Annotated in this window: 15 protein-coding genes and 1 pseudogene; 10 read left to right on the top strand and 6 right to left on the bottom strand. The window is 50.4% G+C overall.

Going from position 1 to position 17420, the window contains the following annotated elements; translation table 11 throughout:
* Positions 1–155 precede the first annotated feature (155 nt).
* A pseudogene (locus NST07_RS22015) lies at positions 156–660 on the bottom strand (YbaK/EbsC family protein).
* Positions 661–816: 156 nt separating this feature from the next.
* Between NST07_RS22015 and NST07_RS22010 the strand changes: the two are divergent.
* Entirely contained in the window at positions 817–1461 is a 645-nt protein-coding gene (locus tag NST07_RS22010; protein WP_342480175.1) for a DUF1796 family putative cysteine peptidase, read from the top strand.
* A 125-nt stretch (positions 1462–1586) separates the two neighbouring features.
* Here NST07_RS22010 and NST07_RS22005 read toward each other — a convergent pair whose 3' ends face one another.
* Complete coding sequence (locus tag NST07_RS22005; protein WP_341094343.1) at positions 1587–2012, bottom strand: MarR family transcriptional regulator; 426 nt, start codon at positions 2010–2012, stop codon at positions 1587–1589.
* Between the two features lie 160 nt (positions 2013–2172).
* Here NST07_RS22005 and NST07_RS22000 point away from each other — a divergent pair, with 160 nt between their 5' ends.
* From NST07_RS22000 to NST07_RS21990, 3 genes are all read left to right on the top strand, one after another.
* Positions 2173–3627: an MFS transporter gene (locus NST07_RS22000; protein ID WP_342480174.1), complete on the top strand. Its 1455-nt coding sequence runs from the start codon at positions 2173–2175 to the stop codon at positions 3625–3627.
* Between the two features lie 125 nt (positions 3628–3752).
* Entirely contained in the window at positions 3753–4199 is a 447-nt protein-coding gene (locus tag NST07_RS21995) for a carboxymuconolactone decarboxylase family protein (RefSeq protein ID WP_342481966.1), read from the top strand.
* Positions 4200–4296: 97 nt separating this feature from the next.
* Positions 4297–5163: a sigma-70 family RNA polymerase sigma factor gene (locus NST07_RS21990; protein ID WP_342481965.1), complete on the top strand. Its 867-nt coding sequence runs from the start codon at positions 4297–4299 to the stop codon at positions 5161–5163.
* Positions 5164–5347: 184 nt separating this feature from the next.
* On the opposite strand, the gene NST07_RS21985 is transcribed toward NST07_RS21990, so the two are convergent.
* Entirely contained in the window at positions 5348–6703 is a 1356-nt protein-coding gene (locus NST07_RS21985; RefSeq protein WP_256718062.1) for a PFL family protein, read from the bottom strand.
* Positions 6704–6731: 28 nt separating this feature from the next.
* The gene (locus NST07_RS21980; protein ID WP_019910116.1) at positions 6732–7001 is read right to left on the bottom strand and encodes an ACT domain-containing protein; all 270 of its coding nucleotides are present in this window, start codon (positions 6999–7001) and stop codon (positions 6732–6734) included.
* Between the two features lie 222 nt (positions 7002–7223).
* Between NST07_RS21980 and NST07_RS21975 the strand changes: the two genes are divergently transcribed.
* From NST07_RS21975 to NST07_RS21960, 4 genes are all read left to right on the top strand, one after another.
* On the top strand, positions 7224–8855 hold the full coding sequence (locus tag NST07_RS21975) for a diguanylate cyclase (RefSeq protein ID WP_342480173.1): 1632 nt from the start codon (positions 7224–7226) through the stop codon (positions 8853–8855).
* Positions 8856–8915: 60 nt separating this feature from the next.
* On the top strand, positions 8916–9296 hold the full coding sequence (locus NST07_RS21970) for a response regulator (protein ID WP_038594201.1): 381 nt from the start codon (positions 8916–8918) through the stop codon (positions 9294–9296).
* Positions 9274–12537 carry an ATP-binding protein gene (locus NST07_RS21965; RefSeq protein ID WP_341379094.1) on the top strand — a complete coding sequence of 1088 codons (3264 nt, stop codon included), beginning with the start codon at positions 9274–9276 and terminating at the stop codon, positions 12535–12537. The genes NST07_RS21970 and NST07_RS21965 overlap by 23 nt, the downstream gene beginning before the upstream one ends.
* 146 nt (positions 12538–12683) lie before the next feature.
* Positions 12684–13658: an aldo/keto reductase gene (locus tag NST07_RS21960; RefSeq protein ID WP_341094333.1), complete on the top strand. Its 975-nt coding sequence runs from the start codon at positions 12684–12686 to the stop codon at positions 13656–13658.
* 70 nt (positions 13659–13728) lie between these two features.
* On the opposite strand, the gene NST07_RS21955 is transcribed toward NST07_RS21960, so the two are convergent.
* Positions 13729–14412 carry a DUF421 domain-containing protein gene (locus tag NST07_RS21955; protein ID WP_341094332.1) on the bottom strand — a complete coding sequence of 228 codons (684 nt, stop codon included), beginning with the start codon at positions 14410–14412 and terminating at the stop codon, positions 13729–13731.
* A gap of 166 nt (positions 14413–14578) precedes the next feature.
* Between NST07_RS21955 and lspA the strand changes: the two genes are divergently transcribed.
* On the top strand, positions 14579–15070 hold the full coding sequence (gene lspA, locus NST07_RS21950) for a signal peptidase II (protein ID WP_341094331.1): 492 nt from the start codon (positions 14579–14581) through the stop codon (positions 15068–15070).
* Positions 15071–15183: 113 nt separating this feature from the next.
* On the opposite strand, the gene NST07_RS21945 is transcribed toward lspA, so the two are convergent.
* Positions 15184–15744, bottom strand: coding sequence for a PadR family transcriptional regulator (locus NST07_RS21945; protein WP_341094329.1), 561 nt, complete (start codon positions 15742–15744; stop codon positions 15184–15186).
* Between the two features lie 149 nt (positions 15745–15893).
* Here NST07_RS21945 and NST07_RS21940 point away from each other — a divergent pair, with 149 nt between their 5' ends.
* Complete coding sequence (locus NST07_RS21940) at positions 15894–17372, top strand: MDR family MFS transporter (RefSeq protein WP_341379091.1); 1479 nt, start codon at positions 15894–15896, stop codon at positions 17370–17372.
* Positions 17373–17420 lie beyond the last annotated feature (48 nt).

Genomic DNA, 17420 nt, shown 5'->3' with positions numbered 1-17420 from the left:
CTGCCCGTAGCGCCCGAACAGACAGAAGGCCGGAGTTCCCATCAGGGAAATCCGGCCTTCTGTGTTGTCCAAACCATTTCGTCTAACCAGAAAAGAATATTCTCCCGCTGCTCCTTACTGCGATGGCGATGTGTGGCCCTTGGCCGGATTTATCTTCATAAGGCTTGTCCGTCCCCGGACAGTGGCGGCACATCCCAGTCTTTGCACACGTCCACCCAGTCCGTACTTTTAGAGTACAGGGCTAGTTCATCACAGGTCAGCTCTATCGCAGAATTGGTGCTGCCACAGGCCGGAAACAGCGTATCGAAGCGCTGCATGGAAATATCCAGATAAACTTTAAGCTCCGGGCGAGGCCGAATGGACAAACCCCTCCGATCTCATGACCCGTCTGCTCCAGAACTTCATCGGGAATGAGCATTCTCGCCTTGAAACCGAAGACTTCTCTGAATTTCTTGTTGTCGGCCTTGGCGTCTACTGCAGCAACGACCAGAATGGCATCGTCTTTACCCTACGGAAGGACAAGGTTTTGGCTATACGGGCAGGAATTACCCCAATCGCCGCCGCCGCCATCTCTACGGTAGCGCTGGAAGTGGCGAACTCCAGTACATCCTGCTCTTTGTTAAACGTACGGAAATGTTCTTTTACACTTACAATCGACATGAGCCTTGCTTCCTTTCTGAAAGTTCACTTTTTTTCATATTGGTTTACATTTTAACTTGTTTTTTATGAATGGGCAAAACATTCCTAATCTAGCATCCAAGCATTTTTGGCTCAAGGGCATTAAATAATACAAAAACAGGATAGAGGTGAGGACAGATGAGGTTTGAGGAGATCAAGGGGGCTTATGATTGCATTGTATGCCTGGGAAGCTCTTGCGAACCGGCAGCGCATTTGCGCAGAAGGGGGTTAAGGACTTTTTCATCGCCTCTGGACTGGGTCGTTTCGTTATCCCTTACAGATGTGAACCTACTGCTCAGCCGACCATTCCCGGAATACATGGAGCTGCCGAATGAGGTGCCGGACGAAGGGGATGATGTCTTCGTGGAGAATGAAGTTGTAATGCCGGTCCGATCGTATTTTATAAAAGATTACTATTATTATGTGATTTCCGTTCATGATTTTCCTATTCTCGAGGAGCAGGAGTGGGGCTCCGTGTATCCGGGCTTTAAGGATAAAATCGACATGTGCAGCCAGCGCTTGCTGGATCAGCTGATTGTCAGCCGGAAGGCGTTGTTCATCCGCTGGGGAAGTACTTATGAAGAGTCACTGCAGCTTCAAAAAGCGCTGGGCTCGTTAACGTTGGGAACCTTCCATATGCTGATCGTAAACGGAGTGGACGGACTGGATTCAGTGATTGATAACGAATGGGGACTCCCCGGCATCAGTTCACTGAGCATTCCGAACCGGGCCGGGGATAATGAGACCTGGGACTATATTCTGGAGGGTATTAGTCTGAGATAAAGCCTGCCGCGAGTGAATTGATAAGTTCTGAGGACAGCACATCGTGGCGACTGCTTCCTCCTTTTGCTGTTAATCGGACAAGCCCAGCCCTTTGCCCTGGACCATCCAATCCTCCCTTCCCCGATTCACAACTCTCCGGAATTTATGCTGATCTTTTGGAGCAGAGTAACCAATAGATCTGCTTCCTCCTCCGTTAAATTGGCCGAAAGCTTGCGGTTAAGTTCATCCATTATAGCTTGAAATACCGGTGCGAACTCAAGTGTCTTAGCGGTCGGATACAGTAGCGAAGAGCGCCGGTCTTTCGGATCGGTTCTCCGTTCAATATAACCCAAATGCTCAAGATGTTTGACGGACCGGGCGGTTGTTGCTTTATCGAACTTCATCTCATTTGTCATTTGATCCTGGGTAATTCCAGGCTGGCCAAGGATCAGCTTAAGAAAGCTGTGCTGCCCGCCGCTGCCGATCCCATAAGGAGCCAACTCCCGGGCTAAATATTTCTGGTTTTGACGCTGAAGGTTGGAAATCAACTTGCCAATCGGTTCTTTTTTCAAAAATGACACCTCTTTAGGTTAAATGCTGTTGCACCCCTTTATCTGTTCAAAATATTACAACAAAGTCGTTGCGTGCGCAACTAATTTGCGGTACACTGGGGAATGTCTGATAGTTGCGCGTGCAACTATCTCTAAAAACTGATTCAAGAGGGTGTTAGTTATGAGTTCCATTGCCGCAACCTATCAGGATGATGCCGCCATCCAGAAGAAACGCTGGAGTATCCTGATCGTCTTAAATCTTTTTACCTTTATGTCAACGCTCGATGGAAGTATTGTCAATATTGCCTTGCCCGTGCTGGTGAAGCAGCTGAACTTGCCGGTGGCTCAGGTGGAATGGGTAACGACAGGGTATCTGATGGCTATTTGCGCAGTCATCCTGCTTTTCGGGAAGCTTGGAGATATGCTTGGCAAGATCCGGATTTTCAAAATCGGCACGATCGTCTTTATCATTGGCTCAATGCTCTGCGGTCTGAGCACAAGTCTGCCGTTCCTTATAATATCGCGCGTGATTCAGGCGATCGGGGCCTCCATGACTATGGCGAACAGTCAGGGGATTGTGACGGATATTTTCCCGGCTACAGAGCGGGGCAAAGCGCTGGGGCTTATCGGCACCTTCGTATCGCTGGGCAGTATCGCCGGACCGAGTCTGGGCGGGATTATTGTTTCAACACTGGGCTGGGAATATATTTTCTGGGTAAACCTTCCGATTGGCCTGATTGCCGTTGTGCTTGGATGGAAGGTTCTGCCTAAGGATCTGGTACGGGTAAAATCGCAAATCGACATTCCCGGAAGCATGCTGTTCGCGGTGTTTATCCTAACGCTGTTTGCCGGACTGCTGCTCGGGCAGCAGCTTGGGTATGGGGATGCCCGCATCCTCACGGCGCTGCTCATCGCAGTTGCTGCATTTATTGCTTTTATTACCGTGGAATTGCGCCGCGCGGAGCCGCTGCTGCAGCTGTCGCTGTTCAAGAACCCCTTATTTTCACTCAGCATTTTGTGCGCGTTTCTCGTGTTCGTGGCCAACTTTTGCTTCAACATCATTGCCCCGTTCTATGCGCAGAACATGCTGAATCTGTCGCCTTTTTACGCCGGATTTCTGCTTATGCTGTTTCCGATCTGCATGGTGGTGGTTTCGCCGGTCAGCGGAGCCTTGTCCGATAAGATCGGTTCCGAGTTCCTGACCTTTGCCGGATTAATCGTGATGGTTATCGCCCAGTTTGGGCTGGCCCGGCTGCATGACGGAAGCTCTGTGCTATTGGTCGGATTGTGGATCGCGATGCTCGGTGTCGGCAGCGGCTTGTTCCAATCGCCCAACAATTCACTTATCATGTCCAAAGTGCCGCGGACACAGCTCGGTTCCGCAGGCAGTGTCAACTCGCTGGTCCGCAATGTGGGCATGGTTGTCGGCATCACCATCGCCACCTCCATCCTGTTTAATGTGATGAGCAGTAAGGCAGGGCATCGGGTAACCGATTTGGTTCCGGGCCGTCCGGATATTTTCCTCTCGGGGATGCATGTTGTGTTTATGACTTCCTCGGCAATTTGTCTGGTTTCGGCATTGCTTACCGGTTGGCGGCTGATCACGGTAAGAAGAGACAAGAGAGCGGCAGCTTAAGTAGACCGGCTAAGACAAGCCATAGGCGCTTTCACACCTTTTTTCACAAAAAATAGAGATTGCTGTCACAAAATAATCCGCCCGGTTGTCTACAGTATTGTAAACACATTGAGGAGGAGATTATGATGAGTTTGAGATTCAATTACAGAGAAGTGAACGCGCCCGCTTTCCGGGCAATGATGTCGCTGGAGCAGCATACCGCAGGCCGGGGCAGCGATAAGCTCCTGACTGAACTGGTCAAAATACGGGTATCTCAGCTGAACGGCTGCGCCTTCTGTCTGGATATGCACGCCAAGGATTTGCTGAAGCTGGGGGATTATCAGGATAAACTGCTGCTGGTCACGGTATGGCGCGAGGCGCCGATCTTTACGGATAAAGAGAGAGCTTTGCTTGAGCTTGCCGAAGCTGTCACACATATCAGTGAAGCCGGCGTGCCCCTCGATGTATATGAGAAGGTCCGGGAGCATTTCAGCGAAGAAGAATTTGTTGATTGGATTATGGCGATCAATACGATCAATTGCTGGAACCGGTTAGCGATTTCTACAGGAATGTATCCGGGAGCTGTCCTCTAAGTCGCTGAGGATAACATCAGGAGTAGGAGGGGAAGTGCCGTTGAAACCACAAAGCAACGAGACCGGCACAAAGTTAACTGCATCTCAAGCACCGGGGATGGAGGAGCTGTTTCTCAGTTACAAGGCTTACGCCTTCTCCATAGCTTACCGGATGCTCGGAACAGCGGTTGATGCGGAGGATGCGGTGCAGGATTGCTTCGCCGAGCTGCAGCGGCGTGATCGGACCGGCATTCACAATATGAAGGCCTATGTGGCAAAAGGCATTACCAACCGCTGCCTGAATATGCTGAACTCGGCGCGCAGCCGTAGAGAGACCTACATCGGCGAGTGGCTGCCTGAGCCGGTAAGCGAGCCTTATGACGGACCTGAAGCCGCAGTGGAACGTAAGGATACGCTGTCGTATGCGTTTCTGGTGCTGCTTGAGCGGCTATCGCCCACTGAACGGGCGGTATTTGTACTGCGTGAAGCCTTCCAGTACGATTATGGGGATATCGCAGAAATGCTGGGCAAAGCGGAAGCCAATTGCCGGCAAATCTTTAGCCGGGCCAAGCGCACGCTTCAGGCCGAGCCTTCTGCAGCCATGGCCGGGTCCGGGACAGGAATGGCGAGGTCTGGCCTGCTGCGGCGCTTTACCGAGGCTTTTACCGCTTATGATGTCAGTGCGATGCTGGAACTGCTGTCCGATCATCCCGTGCTTATTGCCGACGGCGGCGGCCAGGATGTCCATACGATCCTTAGGCCGATGGTTGGCCGCAAGGGAGTGCTGGCGCTGCTGACCTCGCGCCGGGTGCTGAACCGGCTGCGGGAATTGGAGCCGTCTGTAGAAACCGTCAACGGCGAAGACCAACTGGTATTCAGGCAGGATGGCGAGGTTAAAGCCGTGCTATGTCTGGTGCTGGAAGGGGAGCAGATTCAGAGCTTCTATCTGGTTGTAGGACCGGAAAAGCTGGGTCATGTCTTCTAAGCCGTGAACTGTTCTATCACCCGGTTGGTTTACAAAAAGAGCGCCGCCCACCTTATGAGGTGAGGCGGCGCTTTTGTGCAAATATAAGAATTTATCTGCTTCACGCTATAAATTATCCTTCTATTTCTCGATGAAACGGATACCGTCCTTTTGAGGACGGCGGATGCCGTTTCCACTTGGAATATTAGTTCTTAAAGCTGTGAATTGGAGCGGGAATACGTCCGCCCCGGTTCACGAACCCGGCGCAGTTAAAAGGATTCACGGCCATCACCGGGGCGTAGCCGAGCAGACCGCCAAATTCGACCATCTCGCCGACTTCCTTGCCGATAACCGGGATCAGGCGGACGGCGGTTGTCTTGTTATTGACCATGCCGATTGCGGCTTCATCAGCGATAATGCCGGAGAGGGTTTCTTTGCTGGTGCTGCCCGGAATGGCAATCATGTCGAGGCCGACGGAGCAGACACAGGTCATCGCTTCGAGCTTCTCCAGCGTCAACGCACCGCGCTGAACAGCCTGGATCATTCCATGGTCTTCACTGACCGGGATGAACGCGCCGCTAAGTCCGCCGACATAAGAGGAGGCCATGACGCCGCCTTTTTTGACATTATCGTTCAGGATGGCAAGCGCTGCCGTGGTGCCGGGTGCTCCGGCTTCCTCGAGACCCATAACCTGGAAAATCTCGGCGATGGAGTCACCGACCAAAGGGGTGGGTGCCAGCGACAGATCAATGATGCCGAACGGCACATCCAGCCGTTTGGAGGCTTCCTGTGCAACAAGCTGTCCTACACGGGTCACCTTGAAGGCGGTTCGTTTGATCGTCTCGCACAGCGTTTCAAAGTCCTGGCCCTTTACTTCTTCCAGTGCGCGCTTGATGACACCAGGGCCGCTGACCCCAACGTTGATCACGCATTCCCGCTCGCCCACGCCGTGAAAGGCTCCGGCCATGAAGGGGTTGTCCTCAACGGCGTTGCAGAAGACAACCAGCTTGGCGCAGCCGATGGAATCACGGTCCTTGGTGCGTTCCGCCGTCTGGAGGATGATGTCGCCCATTAGCTTCACGGCATCCATATTGATCCCGCTGCGCGAGGAGCCTACATTCACAGAGGAACAGACTCTTTCCGTCACAGCCAGCGCTTCTGGGATACTGTCGATCAGAATCCGGTCGCCTTTGGTGCAGCCTTTCTGCACAAGCGCCGAGAAGCCGCCGATAAAGTTGACGCCCACCTCTTTGGCCGCCTTGTCCAGAATCTCGGCAACCGGAACATAAGTATCCGTATGCACGGAACCGGCTGCAATGGAGATTGGGGTGACGGAGATCCGTTTATTGACAATCGGTACGCCGAATTGCCGCTCCAGATCTTCCCCGGTCTTCACCAGCTTCTCAGCGGACCGGGTGATTTTGTCATACACATTCTGGTTAAACACCCGCAAATCCGTATGGGCACAGTCCATCAGGCTGATTCCCATCGTAATGGTGCGGACATCCAGATTCATTTCGCGGATCATTTTATTCGTTTCCTGCACTTCCACAAGTGAAATCATCCCTATCTCTTCCTTTCGCTGCTAGCTAAATGCGGTGCATAATATTGAAAATGTCCTCGTGCTGGAGCTTGATTTCAACGCCGATTTCTTCGCCCACCTGCTGCAGGTCCTCCACAATCTCTTCAAAGGACTTGCTTGGCGCAGAAATATCAACAATCATCATCATGTTGAAATAGTCCTGCACAATCGTCTGCGAAATGTCGAGAATGTTCAGATTGTGGCCTGCAAGGTAGGTACAGACTTTGGCGATAATCCCTACTTTGTCTTTTCCCAGTACTGTTATAATCCCCTTCAATGAAAAAGCCTCCTATTTATCTATTCTCTGTTCATCCGCCGCATTAACGGAATGAACCGTTGCATTTATTATTGCAAATGATGTTGTAGTCATCAACCAAAGGTTTTTTGTCAGTCTGATCATAAATTTGATCTTATGCCCTAATTTCATTAGAATACAGTTGACAGTGTTAAAAATATATGATCAACTAATAGATTGACATGATCGTCTGAAGGAGTAACCATGACAACTAGAAAATACAAAGAGCTGGTTGAGCAGCGTACCAGGCAAACCCTGCAAAAGTGGTCGGAACAGCCAGACGTCGAGGAAAAGGAAATCTACCGCTTTTTGCATAATTTAAAGGGCACGGCCGGAACGGTAGGCCTTCACCTGGTGGAGGAGTATGCCGGCAGCACATTGCTTTATTTCTCGGATGAATCTTATAAAAATTGGACAGAGGCCGAGTGGGGGGATTATTTGTATCCTTTGCTGGGGCTTTTTGATGAGCAATTGATGAACTCAGCAATACCTGTCCCGGGTTTGCAAGCGGCAATGTTGCCTGACGGCAAGAAGCAATACGAAATTCTGCTCATTGATGATGATGTAGAGCTTGTAGCCTTTTTAAGGGAATCGCTGGAGAAGCAGTCCTATTTTGTGAGTATTGCATTATCCGCCGAACGGGGACTCAAAATTTTTTATGAAAGTAAGCCGGACATGATCCTGCTGGATATCCTGCTGCCCGATCAGAGCGGGATTGATGTCCTGAAACAAATCATCGGCAAGGCGAAGAAAGAGCGTATTCCGATTATTATCGTCAGCGGTGAACATTCCAAGGATGTCCAGATGTATGCCTATTCGCTGGGGGTGATGGATTATATTCCGAAGCCTGTAGATATTGATTTGTTCCTGGTACTCATTAAGAACCGCTTTGAGCTGAAGCTTGAATGGCAAAAATCCATAATCGTGGATGAGCTGACCGGGGCTTTTAACCGCAAATATTTTAATCAAACGATGAAGCAGCTGATCTCCGATTTCAAGCGGACCGCGCGGACATTTTCGCTTGCGCTTATGGACCTGGATTACTTTAAACATGTGAATGACAGCTACGGCCATCTGGTCGGAGATGAGGTGCTTCAGACTTTTTCCGGGCTGGTACAGAAATCAATCCGGGTGGAGGATACATTCTGCCGCTATGGCGGTGAAGAGTTTGCCCTGTTCATGCCCAATACCGGTGCCGCATCGGCCATGCTTGTCATCGAGCGGATTCAGCAGCAGTTCTCTTTGAAAGAGTTTTGGGCCAAAAATGAACGATTTAATGTTTCCTTTTCCGCCGGGATCACAGAGGTAACGGAATCTCACCTCAATGCCGATAAACTTATTGATGAAGCAGATCAGGCGCTGTATGCCAGCAAACATGCCGGCAGAAACCAGACCACTTTGTATGACGAGCATTTGCCGGCAGGTAAGCTGGAGTCGGTTCTGAATGTCATCATCGTCGACGATGATCCGCTGATCCGCAGAATAGTGACCCATCAGTTCCAAGCTTGGGAGCCGGAGAGCATTGCCAGAGTGAAAGTAAGCAGCTATTCTAACGGCCCGCAGTTTCTCCAGTCGGATTGGTATGCTCCCGAGGAGAAATTTATCATCCTGCTTGATGGTATTATGCCGGAGCTGGATGGGCTGGAGGTGCTTGAGCGGATCCGCGGCAGTTATCCGGAAGTGAATATTCTCGTGATCATGCTGACCGGGCGGAACGACCAGCGGGATATTATACATGCCCTGCAAATGGGCGCCGACGATTATGTCATTAAGCCGTTTCACTTGCCGGAGCTGCTCATTAGAATTGAACGGCTGGCCCACAGATTTTTGTTCTGAAACATTTAGCGCTGAAACGCTGATAATGGTTTAGGGTACATTGAAAGGTGAGAGAGAAAGATGCAAAAAGTACTTGTAGTAGATGATGAAGATGTTCTGCGCATGCTGATTGAAGATACGCTGGAGGACCTCGAAGATGTGGAGATTCGTACCGCTGAAAATGGGGTTGAGGCACTTGCCAAGCTATCAGATGATCTCTACGATCTGGTGATATTGGACTATATGATGCCGGAAATGACCGGTATTGAAGTTTTGTCTGAATTGGACGAGGACATGAAGAACTCCACGCCGATAATGATGCTGACCGCCAAGGCGCAGGAAATGGACCGGAGCAGAGCCAGGGAGGCGGGCGCGCGTTATTTCATGCCTAAGCCGTTTAGTCCGACAGAGCTCCTGCAGATCGTGGAGGGTATCCTTGGTGAAAAGAAAAAAATTCGTTAATTTGAGCATCAAAGATAAATATTTCCGCATTATTTCAGGCTTATTTGTTCTCATCGTACTGACTGGCCTGCTCTTGTTCTTCTATATATCTTCTCAGCAGAACAAGTTGAGCCATGACCGTGAAGTGCTGCAGAACAAGGCGGAGACGATCAATGAACTGGCAACAACACTGAATGATGTTTTTTTTCGGGTGAGAGGCTACACGGCGCTGAAAAATGATAATGAGCTGAAGCTCGCCTATGAAGCGCTGCAGAAGCTGGGGGAAGTCCTTAATACGTATTCCCTGCTGAAGCTGTCCCCGGAAGAATTGCAGTTCAAGGACCAATTGACGGCATACAGTCAAAATTATCAAAAGGTTACGCTGCCTAAGGCGATCGCTCTGGTTGAGCAAGATAATTATGTTGCGCTGCGGGCGCTGGCACAGGATGGCAACACCCAGGCGGTAAATAAATTCCTTTCATACACGAAGCAATACAAAGCGCGTTCAGATGCACAATTGAACGAAATGGCTGCCGATTCCATTAAGCAAGCTAATAGGTTTACCATTGCGGCGTTCGTATTAAGCAGCTTCCTGCTGCTTCTATTCACCCTGATGATCTGGAGGATTCTAAAGGTTCTCATTGATCCGATCGTGAAGCTGGAAGAGGCAACGATTTCGCTTGCGGAAGGCCGGTCTGTATTGCTAAGCAAGCTTCAGCGGCAGGATGAAATCGGCCGGCTCTATGAAGCATTCCTGAATATGGCGAGAAGCATACAGGACAAAGAAGAAGAGCTGACGATGCAGAACGAAGAACTGCATGCGCAGCAGGATGAGCTTCAGGATCAGCAGTTTAAGCTGGAACGGTCTTTAAGCGAGATCGAGAGCATGATGAAGGCGCTGGATCAGTCCTCCGCAGTCGCTATTCTTTCGAACAAAGGCATATTCACCTATGCTAATGAGAATCTGAGCGAGTATACGGGGTATAAGAACCCGGAGATCATCGGTTACACCTTCAGGCTGTTCGAGCTCTATAATATTTCAGGTGATCAGGCGCAGCAAATTCTCCGCAAGCTGACCACGGGCGGGGTATGGAGCGACGAGATTCAGATTCGGGCCAAGGACGGTTCGGTGATCTGGCTGCATTTGACGGCGATGCCTTATCTGAATGATGAAGGCCATGTCTACCAGTACATTCTCATCGCCAACAATATTTCTTCCATGAAAAGTGTGCAGCAGGAGCTGGCGGATACCCTGAAAAAGACGGAACAAACCAAGATTCTGCTGGAGCGGAGCAATCAGCTTAACCATGACATTACCTATACTCTGGACAAGCAGGAGTTCGCCGAAAAGTTTATCCGGTTTATGAATGAGCAATATGCGTTCGACTCGAGCTTTTTCCTGATGGTCAAAGACAAAATTGCTGTCGTTAAAGGCGTACCTCTTGAGAATGTGGAACGTTATCTTGATAGTGATAATAATGATATGCTGTTCCGCATGCAAACGGAGAAATCCTATATTACAAAACGTCCGGCATCCTTACGGGAGCAGGGTATTTCTCCAGAAGGCATATATTCCTATGATTACTACACAACGGTTATCAATGCTGATGATGAGGTGCTGGCTGTATTCTGCGGTACCCGGATCGGACATTCCTTTGGCGAAGAAGAAACCGACGAGATTCAAGGCATGATGAACCGGGTGGCGCTGGCCATTGAGCGGCTGTTCATGTATGAAGAAATAGAAGATGGCCGGATGCTGAACAGGGACATTGTCAATAACGTCAATGAAGGAATTCAGTTTGTCCAAATGGACGGAACGATGCTGCAGATGAATAAAGCCCTTGGCCAGCTGTTCGGGTACGATGAATGGACTGAAGGGGAAGTAGTCCTTAAGGAACGCTGGACAGAACATTTCATCCACAGGGCCAATGAGCAGGATGATCTGCGGCTGTTCTACCAAACGGCGATGTCCGAAACATTTTTTGACTCTAGCACGATCAAATATTCCATTGGCACGGAAGCGATGAAACATGTGGAGGTATATGCTATTCCGGTATTCCGCCGTGAGATCCGCTTCGGTACGTTGTTTGTGCACCGGAACATTACCCGGGAATATGAGCTGGATCTGATGAAATCCGAACTGGTCAGCACGGTCAGCCATGAGCTGCGGACACCGTTATCCAGTGTGCTCGGCTTCACAGAGCTGCTGTTATCCAGAACAATGAAGCCGGAGAAGCAGCTGAAATATCTGGAGACCATTCATAGGGAGGCGCACCGGCTGACCGATCTGATCAATGATTTTCTGGATCTGCAGCGGATGGAGTCAGGCACCCAGCAGTACAATGCCGAGCCTGTCAATCTGAGCTCGCTTGTCCTTGGCGTCATTGACCAGTACAAACTGAGTGGCACCCACCATATTCTGCTGGAGGATGCAGCGCGGAATGCAGAGGTGGAAGTGGACAAGGACAAGATTGTCCAGGTACTGACCAACCTGCTTAGCAATGCGATCAAGTTCTCACCGAACAGCAATGAGATCAAGGTGCTGCTGCATAATGAACCCGAGCGGATTGTTGTGGAGATCCAGGATCACGGGCTGGGGATTCCTAAGAATCAGATCGGCCATTTGTTCCAGAAATTCAGACGCGTAGACAACAGCGCATCCAAACGGATCGGCGGAACAGGTCTAGGCCTGGCCATCTGCAAGGAAATCATTGAGAAGCAGAAGGGTGCGATCGGCATTGATTCGGTGGAAGGCGAAGGCACCACTGTATGGTTCAGTCTTCCGGTTCTGAATCATAGCGGCAGCCGGCATGAAGATGAGCCTTATAAATGGAATTCGGAGAAGGAAGCGAAGCCAAACGTAATGATTGTAGAGGATGATTACAGTCTTTCCCTGCTGCTGTCGGAGGAACTGAAGGGCAAAGGCTTCCGGGTGACACATCATTATCATCCACAGCAGGCGTTTGATCAGGCACTGAAAACACCTTTTGTAGCGATTGTCGTGGATCTGATGCTGGGGGATGAGCTGGATGGCTGGGACCTGATCCGCATGCTGAAGGATGATGAGCGGACAGCGAACGTTCCGATAGTTATTTCCTCGGCGCTGGACAAAACAGATAAAAGTCTGATGAACAATGTTCAGAAGTATTTGACCAAACCTTATCCCCCTGGTGATCTGTCGGTTACCCTGCAGGAAATCATAGCGATTGAACAGGGAACTGGAGAAGTGCTGTTTCCGGACAGCGGTCATGATGGGGAATAGGAGAATTATTTTGGAGCAGCAAGAACAGGCCATGCACAAAAGGCCTGTTTTTTTTCTTGAAAAAAAGCTTGCCTTAAAGTGGACTCTAAGGCTTATAGTGGGAGGGAATGCGGACAACCATACAGGGATGAAAGGGAGGAATTGCAATGAAGTACAGTTATTTGGGAAAATCGGGTTTAAAGGTCAGCCAATTATGTCTCGGCACGATGAATTTTGGCCCGGAGACCGGGGAGAAAGACGCCTTCAGGATCATGGATGCCGCATTGGATGCCGGCATTAACTTTTTTGATACTGCGAATGTCTATGGCGGCCAGGAACGGCGCGGCTGGACCGAAGAGATTATCGGACGCTGGTTTCAGCAGGGGGGCGGACGGCGCGAGAAGGTGGTGCTGGCGACCAAGGTTTACAATGACATGCTTGATGAGCAGGACGGTCCCAATTCAGGTTCGGGGTTATCCGCTTATAAGATCAGACGACATTTCGAGGGCTCGCTGAAACGTCTGCAGACCGATCATATTGAGCTGTACCAAATGCATCATATTGACCGTAATGTTTCCTGGGAAGAGTTATGGGGTGCTTTTGAAATCCTGGTCTCCCAGGGCAAGGCGGATTATATCGGTTCCAGCAACTTTGCCGGCTGGCATATCGCACATGCTCAGGCGCAGGCGAAAGCGCGCCACTTCCTGGGCCTGGTCTCCGAGCAGCATCTGTACAATCTGCTCGAACGGACGCCGGAGCTTGAGGTGCTGCCGGCATCGCAGGAACTGGGACTTGGCGTCATCCCGTGGAGTCCGCTTGCGGGCGGTCTGCTCGGCCGCAACGCGCTGGCCAAGACCGGTGTGCGCAGCGCCCGCTCCGCCAAGCTGGAGCAGCACCGCAGCCAGCTGGAGCAGTTCTCTGCCCTCTGCAAGGAGCTTGGCGAGCATGAGGACCAGGTAGCTTTGGCGTGGGTGCTGGCGAATCCAGCCGTGACTGCGCCCATCATCGGACCGAGAACTATCGAACAGTTCGAGGATTCGCTGCGCGTGACTGAGATCATTCTGGATGAAGTCACGCTGAAGAAGCTGGATGAAATATTCCCGGGACCGGGACGTCCGGCTCCGGAGGCCTACGCCTGGTAAACCATTCAGCAAGATTCTGATAGAGTGGGGATATGTCCGAACACCGGGCATATCCTTTTTTTTGGTCTCTTTAGTGGGAAACCGAGGAGACCACAGCAAACTCGCCTTCTTCAGTGATTTCAGCATAAGCTACAGCCTGCGGGCCCGAATATCCCAGTTTGCGCAGCTCGCCGTCCAACCAGGCCTCGTCATGGCCAAGTTCCCTTAGCGTACGCCGCTGAATGATCCCGTCCTCAATAATACTCTGGGGCAGCGTGGTTTCCTGTATGGAAACAGCCAGGTCTTCGCGGGTGGCTGCCTCGAATTGCGGCTTTTTCATAATGCTCAAAGAACCATTCGTCTCATAGATGGCATAAGCGACCTCACTGACAGAGAAAGTATCCTTAGCCCGCAGCATCATCCGCAGCTGGTCGAAGTCAAGGTTGTTCTTGCGCAGCTTGACCAGATCGATCTCTCCGTCACGGATCAGAAATTCCGGTTCGCCCTCAAGCGGTTTGCGGAGCGCGCGGATTCGCTGGGTAACCTTCTCGAACGTCAAGGATAATACGGTCCAAACAGCCAGTGTAAAGATCAGCATCAGCACGGAATTTTCTGGTGTATATATGGTGTCCCCGACCAAATCGCCCAGAATCACCGCAGAGATAAAGTCAAAAGGCGTCAAGGCGGAGATTTCCTTCTTTCCCAGCAATCTTGTCATTGCCCATAACCCGATAAAACCCGCGATCAGCTTGATAAATATCGCTCCGTATTCCATTTGGTACCCACCCTCAACTAAACGATTTATAATCTAAGAGTGTTTAACCATTAGGCTTTCGAATGTAACATTTCTCTGAAAGGTGAATCCGTGTGGTGCTCTGTGATAAGCTATCCTTATGAACCGTTAATGGAGTGAGTCTAGCAGACGTGAAAGGAGCACAGAGATGCTTTTTTACCTGATTTCAATATTGGTGGTACTGGCGGACCAGGCTGCAAAATGGATGGTGCGGTTAAACATGCAGCTGGGGGAGACCATTCCGTTCTGGAACCCTTACGTGCAATTTACTTATTATGAGAACAGTGGTGCGGCCTTCAGTTCTTTTCAGGGTTTTGGGAAGTATTTCTCGATTGTTGCGGCAGTATTTGTAGTCGCGATTTTTTATTACCGTCGCAAAGGAGTGCTGCGAGGACCCTTGCTTGAAGCCGCCAGCGGATTTTTGGTGGGGGGTGCTATCGGCAATGCAATAGACCGCGTAATTTTCCATCAGGTTACGGATTTTCTTGTATTCGGGGAAGGCGGCGGCATCATGAATCTGGCCGATCTGGCAATCAATGCCGGCGGCATCCTGATCGTGATCCATCTGATTATTGATCAGGTGAAGAGCAGCACGGCCAAGAGAAGACGGGTGAAAGGCAGCGGCACCGGACAGGCGTGACTGTTCTTACCCCCGGTTTTAAGTATAGGGTTGTCCAATTAGTCATTATTATGACTATGGACAACCCTATTTCTTTGGGATTTACTGATCGTTTGCTGCAATACATCGAACCTTTATTCCAGCGGACCGGCGTTTGATTCAAGTTCCCCGATGGCCCATTCGCAAAAGGCTACAGAAGATTCCATATCCATAACCCGCTTGCGCAGCAGCAAATACCGCCCGAACGTCGTTGCCTTAAGCTCGCGGGTTTCTCCGCGCTCCTGGCACAGGGCTTCATTGGCTTTAATCATGAGGTTATACCGGTCCAGCTCACTCCTGCAGAATTCCGCGCGCCTTACCAGTAACGCCTTAGCCTCCTCTGGTCTTGCGAGCCACAGGCTGTACAGCTTGAAATGCAGTTCGTCCCGCAACACGGGAGGATCAGCCGGCGTCTCAACCCACTCCCGCAATTGTTCAAGTCCTTTTTCTGTGATCGTATATATTTTTTTATCCGGCTTATCTGACTGCTCGATGCGCTCGTAGGAGATGTATCCCTTCTGCTCCATACTTACCAGCAGAGGATAAATTTGACTATGGCCCGCACGCCATAGCGGCTTAATGCTTTGCGTTAACTCGTATCCGGACAGCGAGTTGGCAGTCAGCAGGGCAAGGAGCCCGTAAGACAGAGTATTCATTACTATGAGTTCCTCCAATCTAAATTAATCCGTTTTCATCAGGAGTATTACTGCTATGTCATCATTGACATATTGTAGATTCGATTATAACATTATTTAAGTTAACTCACCTATGTAAAAGTAGACATATAAATAATGGGGGAACTGCCATGGAAGAGAACCATGAACAACGAGGCAAAGTTCCTTTTTGGCCGATTATGATTGCCATATTCTTCGGGAACTTTGTCTCTGTCTTAAGCACCACAACGATTAACATTGCTGTTCCCCTACTAATGAATCATTTCCATACCGGCTTGCACACGATGCAATGGATGGTTACCGGCTTTATGCTGGCAACAGGTGTAACGGCACCTTTGGCCGGTTATCTTGGCGGCAGATTCAGTTATAAGAGACTTTACTTGTTCGCTTTATCGGGCTTTACACTTTTCTCCCTGTTATGCGCCGTATCGGGTAACCCGTTGATGCTGATCATTTTCCGGATGCTTCAAGGCTCATGCAGCGGACTGATTATGGCCTGCACGATGACGATTATCTTTCAGGTCATTCCGATTGAGCGCCGGCCCTTCGCCGTCAGCCTGTGGTCGCTGTCCGCAATGGTTGCGCCGGCCATCGGGCCGACCTTCAGCGGCTGGCTGCTGCAGTATGCCAGCTGGCACTGGCTGTTCCTGATTAATATCCCGGTGGGACTTGTCGCTATTATATTAACCCAACTGTTAATCCCTTACTACCGGATGAATGTACCGAAGTCATTCGATGTTCCCGGCCTGATTACGGTGGTGACGGGCAGCCTCGCGCTTCTGACTGCTTTTAGCCAAGGCAGCAGCTGGGGTTGGGGTTCCTGGAGAACTCTATTGTTAATCGCTGCCGGGATCGTTCTTCTCCTCTTGTTTGTCCTGCGTGAATTGCGGACGGAAGTGCCGCTGCTGAATCTGCGCGTATTTCAGAACCTGCGGTTCACGGCTATGCTGTGCATCTATAGTCTGGTAACGGTGGCGATGTATGCCGGCACTTACTTAACACCGCTTTTCCTGCAGACTGTGCAAGGCGCCACGACGCTCAAAACAGGACTGATTCTGCTGCCCTCATCCATCCTGCTGGCATTGTTAAGCCCGGTTGTGGGCAAGCTGTATCCCAAGTTCGGTCCGGTGAAGCTGATTTCCGCAGGAATTGCTTTTATCTTTGCCGGTTTGTTTATGCTGAGCAGGCTGCATGTGGATGTTTCGCACAACTTTATTTTGTGGGCGATGGTTGTGCGTAATCTGGGGATCGGTCTGGCCAATGTCCCAAGCAGCACGGCATCCATGGAGGAGATTCCGGTGGAATGGTCAGGTCATGCAACTTCGATCAACAACTGGGTGCGCAATGTATTAAGCTCATTGGCCATCGCCGTATTTACCTCGCTCTTGTCGAGCAGATCCGGGATTCACTCCAAAGAGCTCGTAGCGTCCGGTGCAGCGAGTTCCGATTCGATCACCCTACTCTCATTTACAATGGGAGTAAATGATGTATTTGTCGTTGCTGCCATCATCGTGCTGTTTGGTTTTCCGCTCATGCTTCTGCTGCGCCGCAAAGGGAGAACAACGCCTCTCCAAATGCAGAACCATGTCCGTAAGATCGCGAATCAGTAATCAAAAGCTGAATATTAAGTATCATTTTATCTAATGCAAGTTATCATT

This window comes from Paenibacillus sp. FSL L8-0340 (assembly GCF_038593145.1).
In the GTDB taxonomy this organism is placed as follows: Bacteria; Bacillota; Bacilli; order Paenibacillales; family Paenibacillaceae; genus Paenibacillus_AQ.
This window is presented reverse-complemented; position numbering and strand designations above follow the sequence as displayed.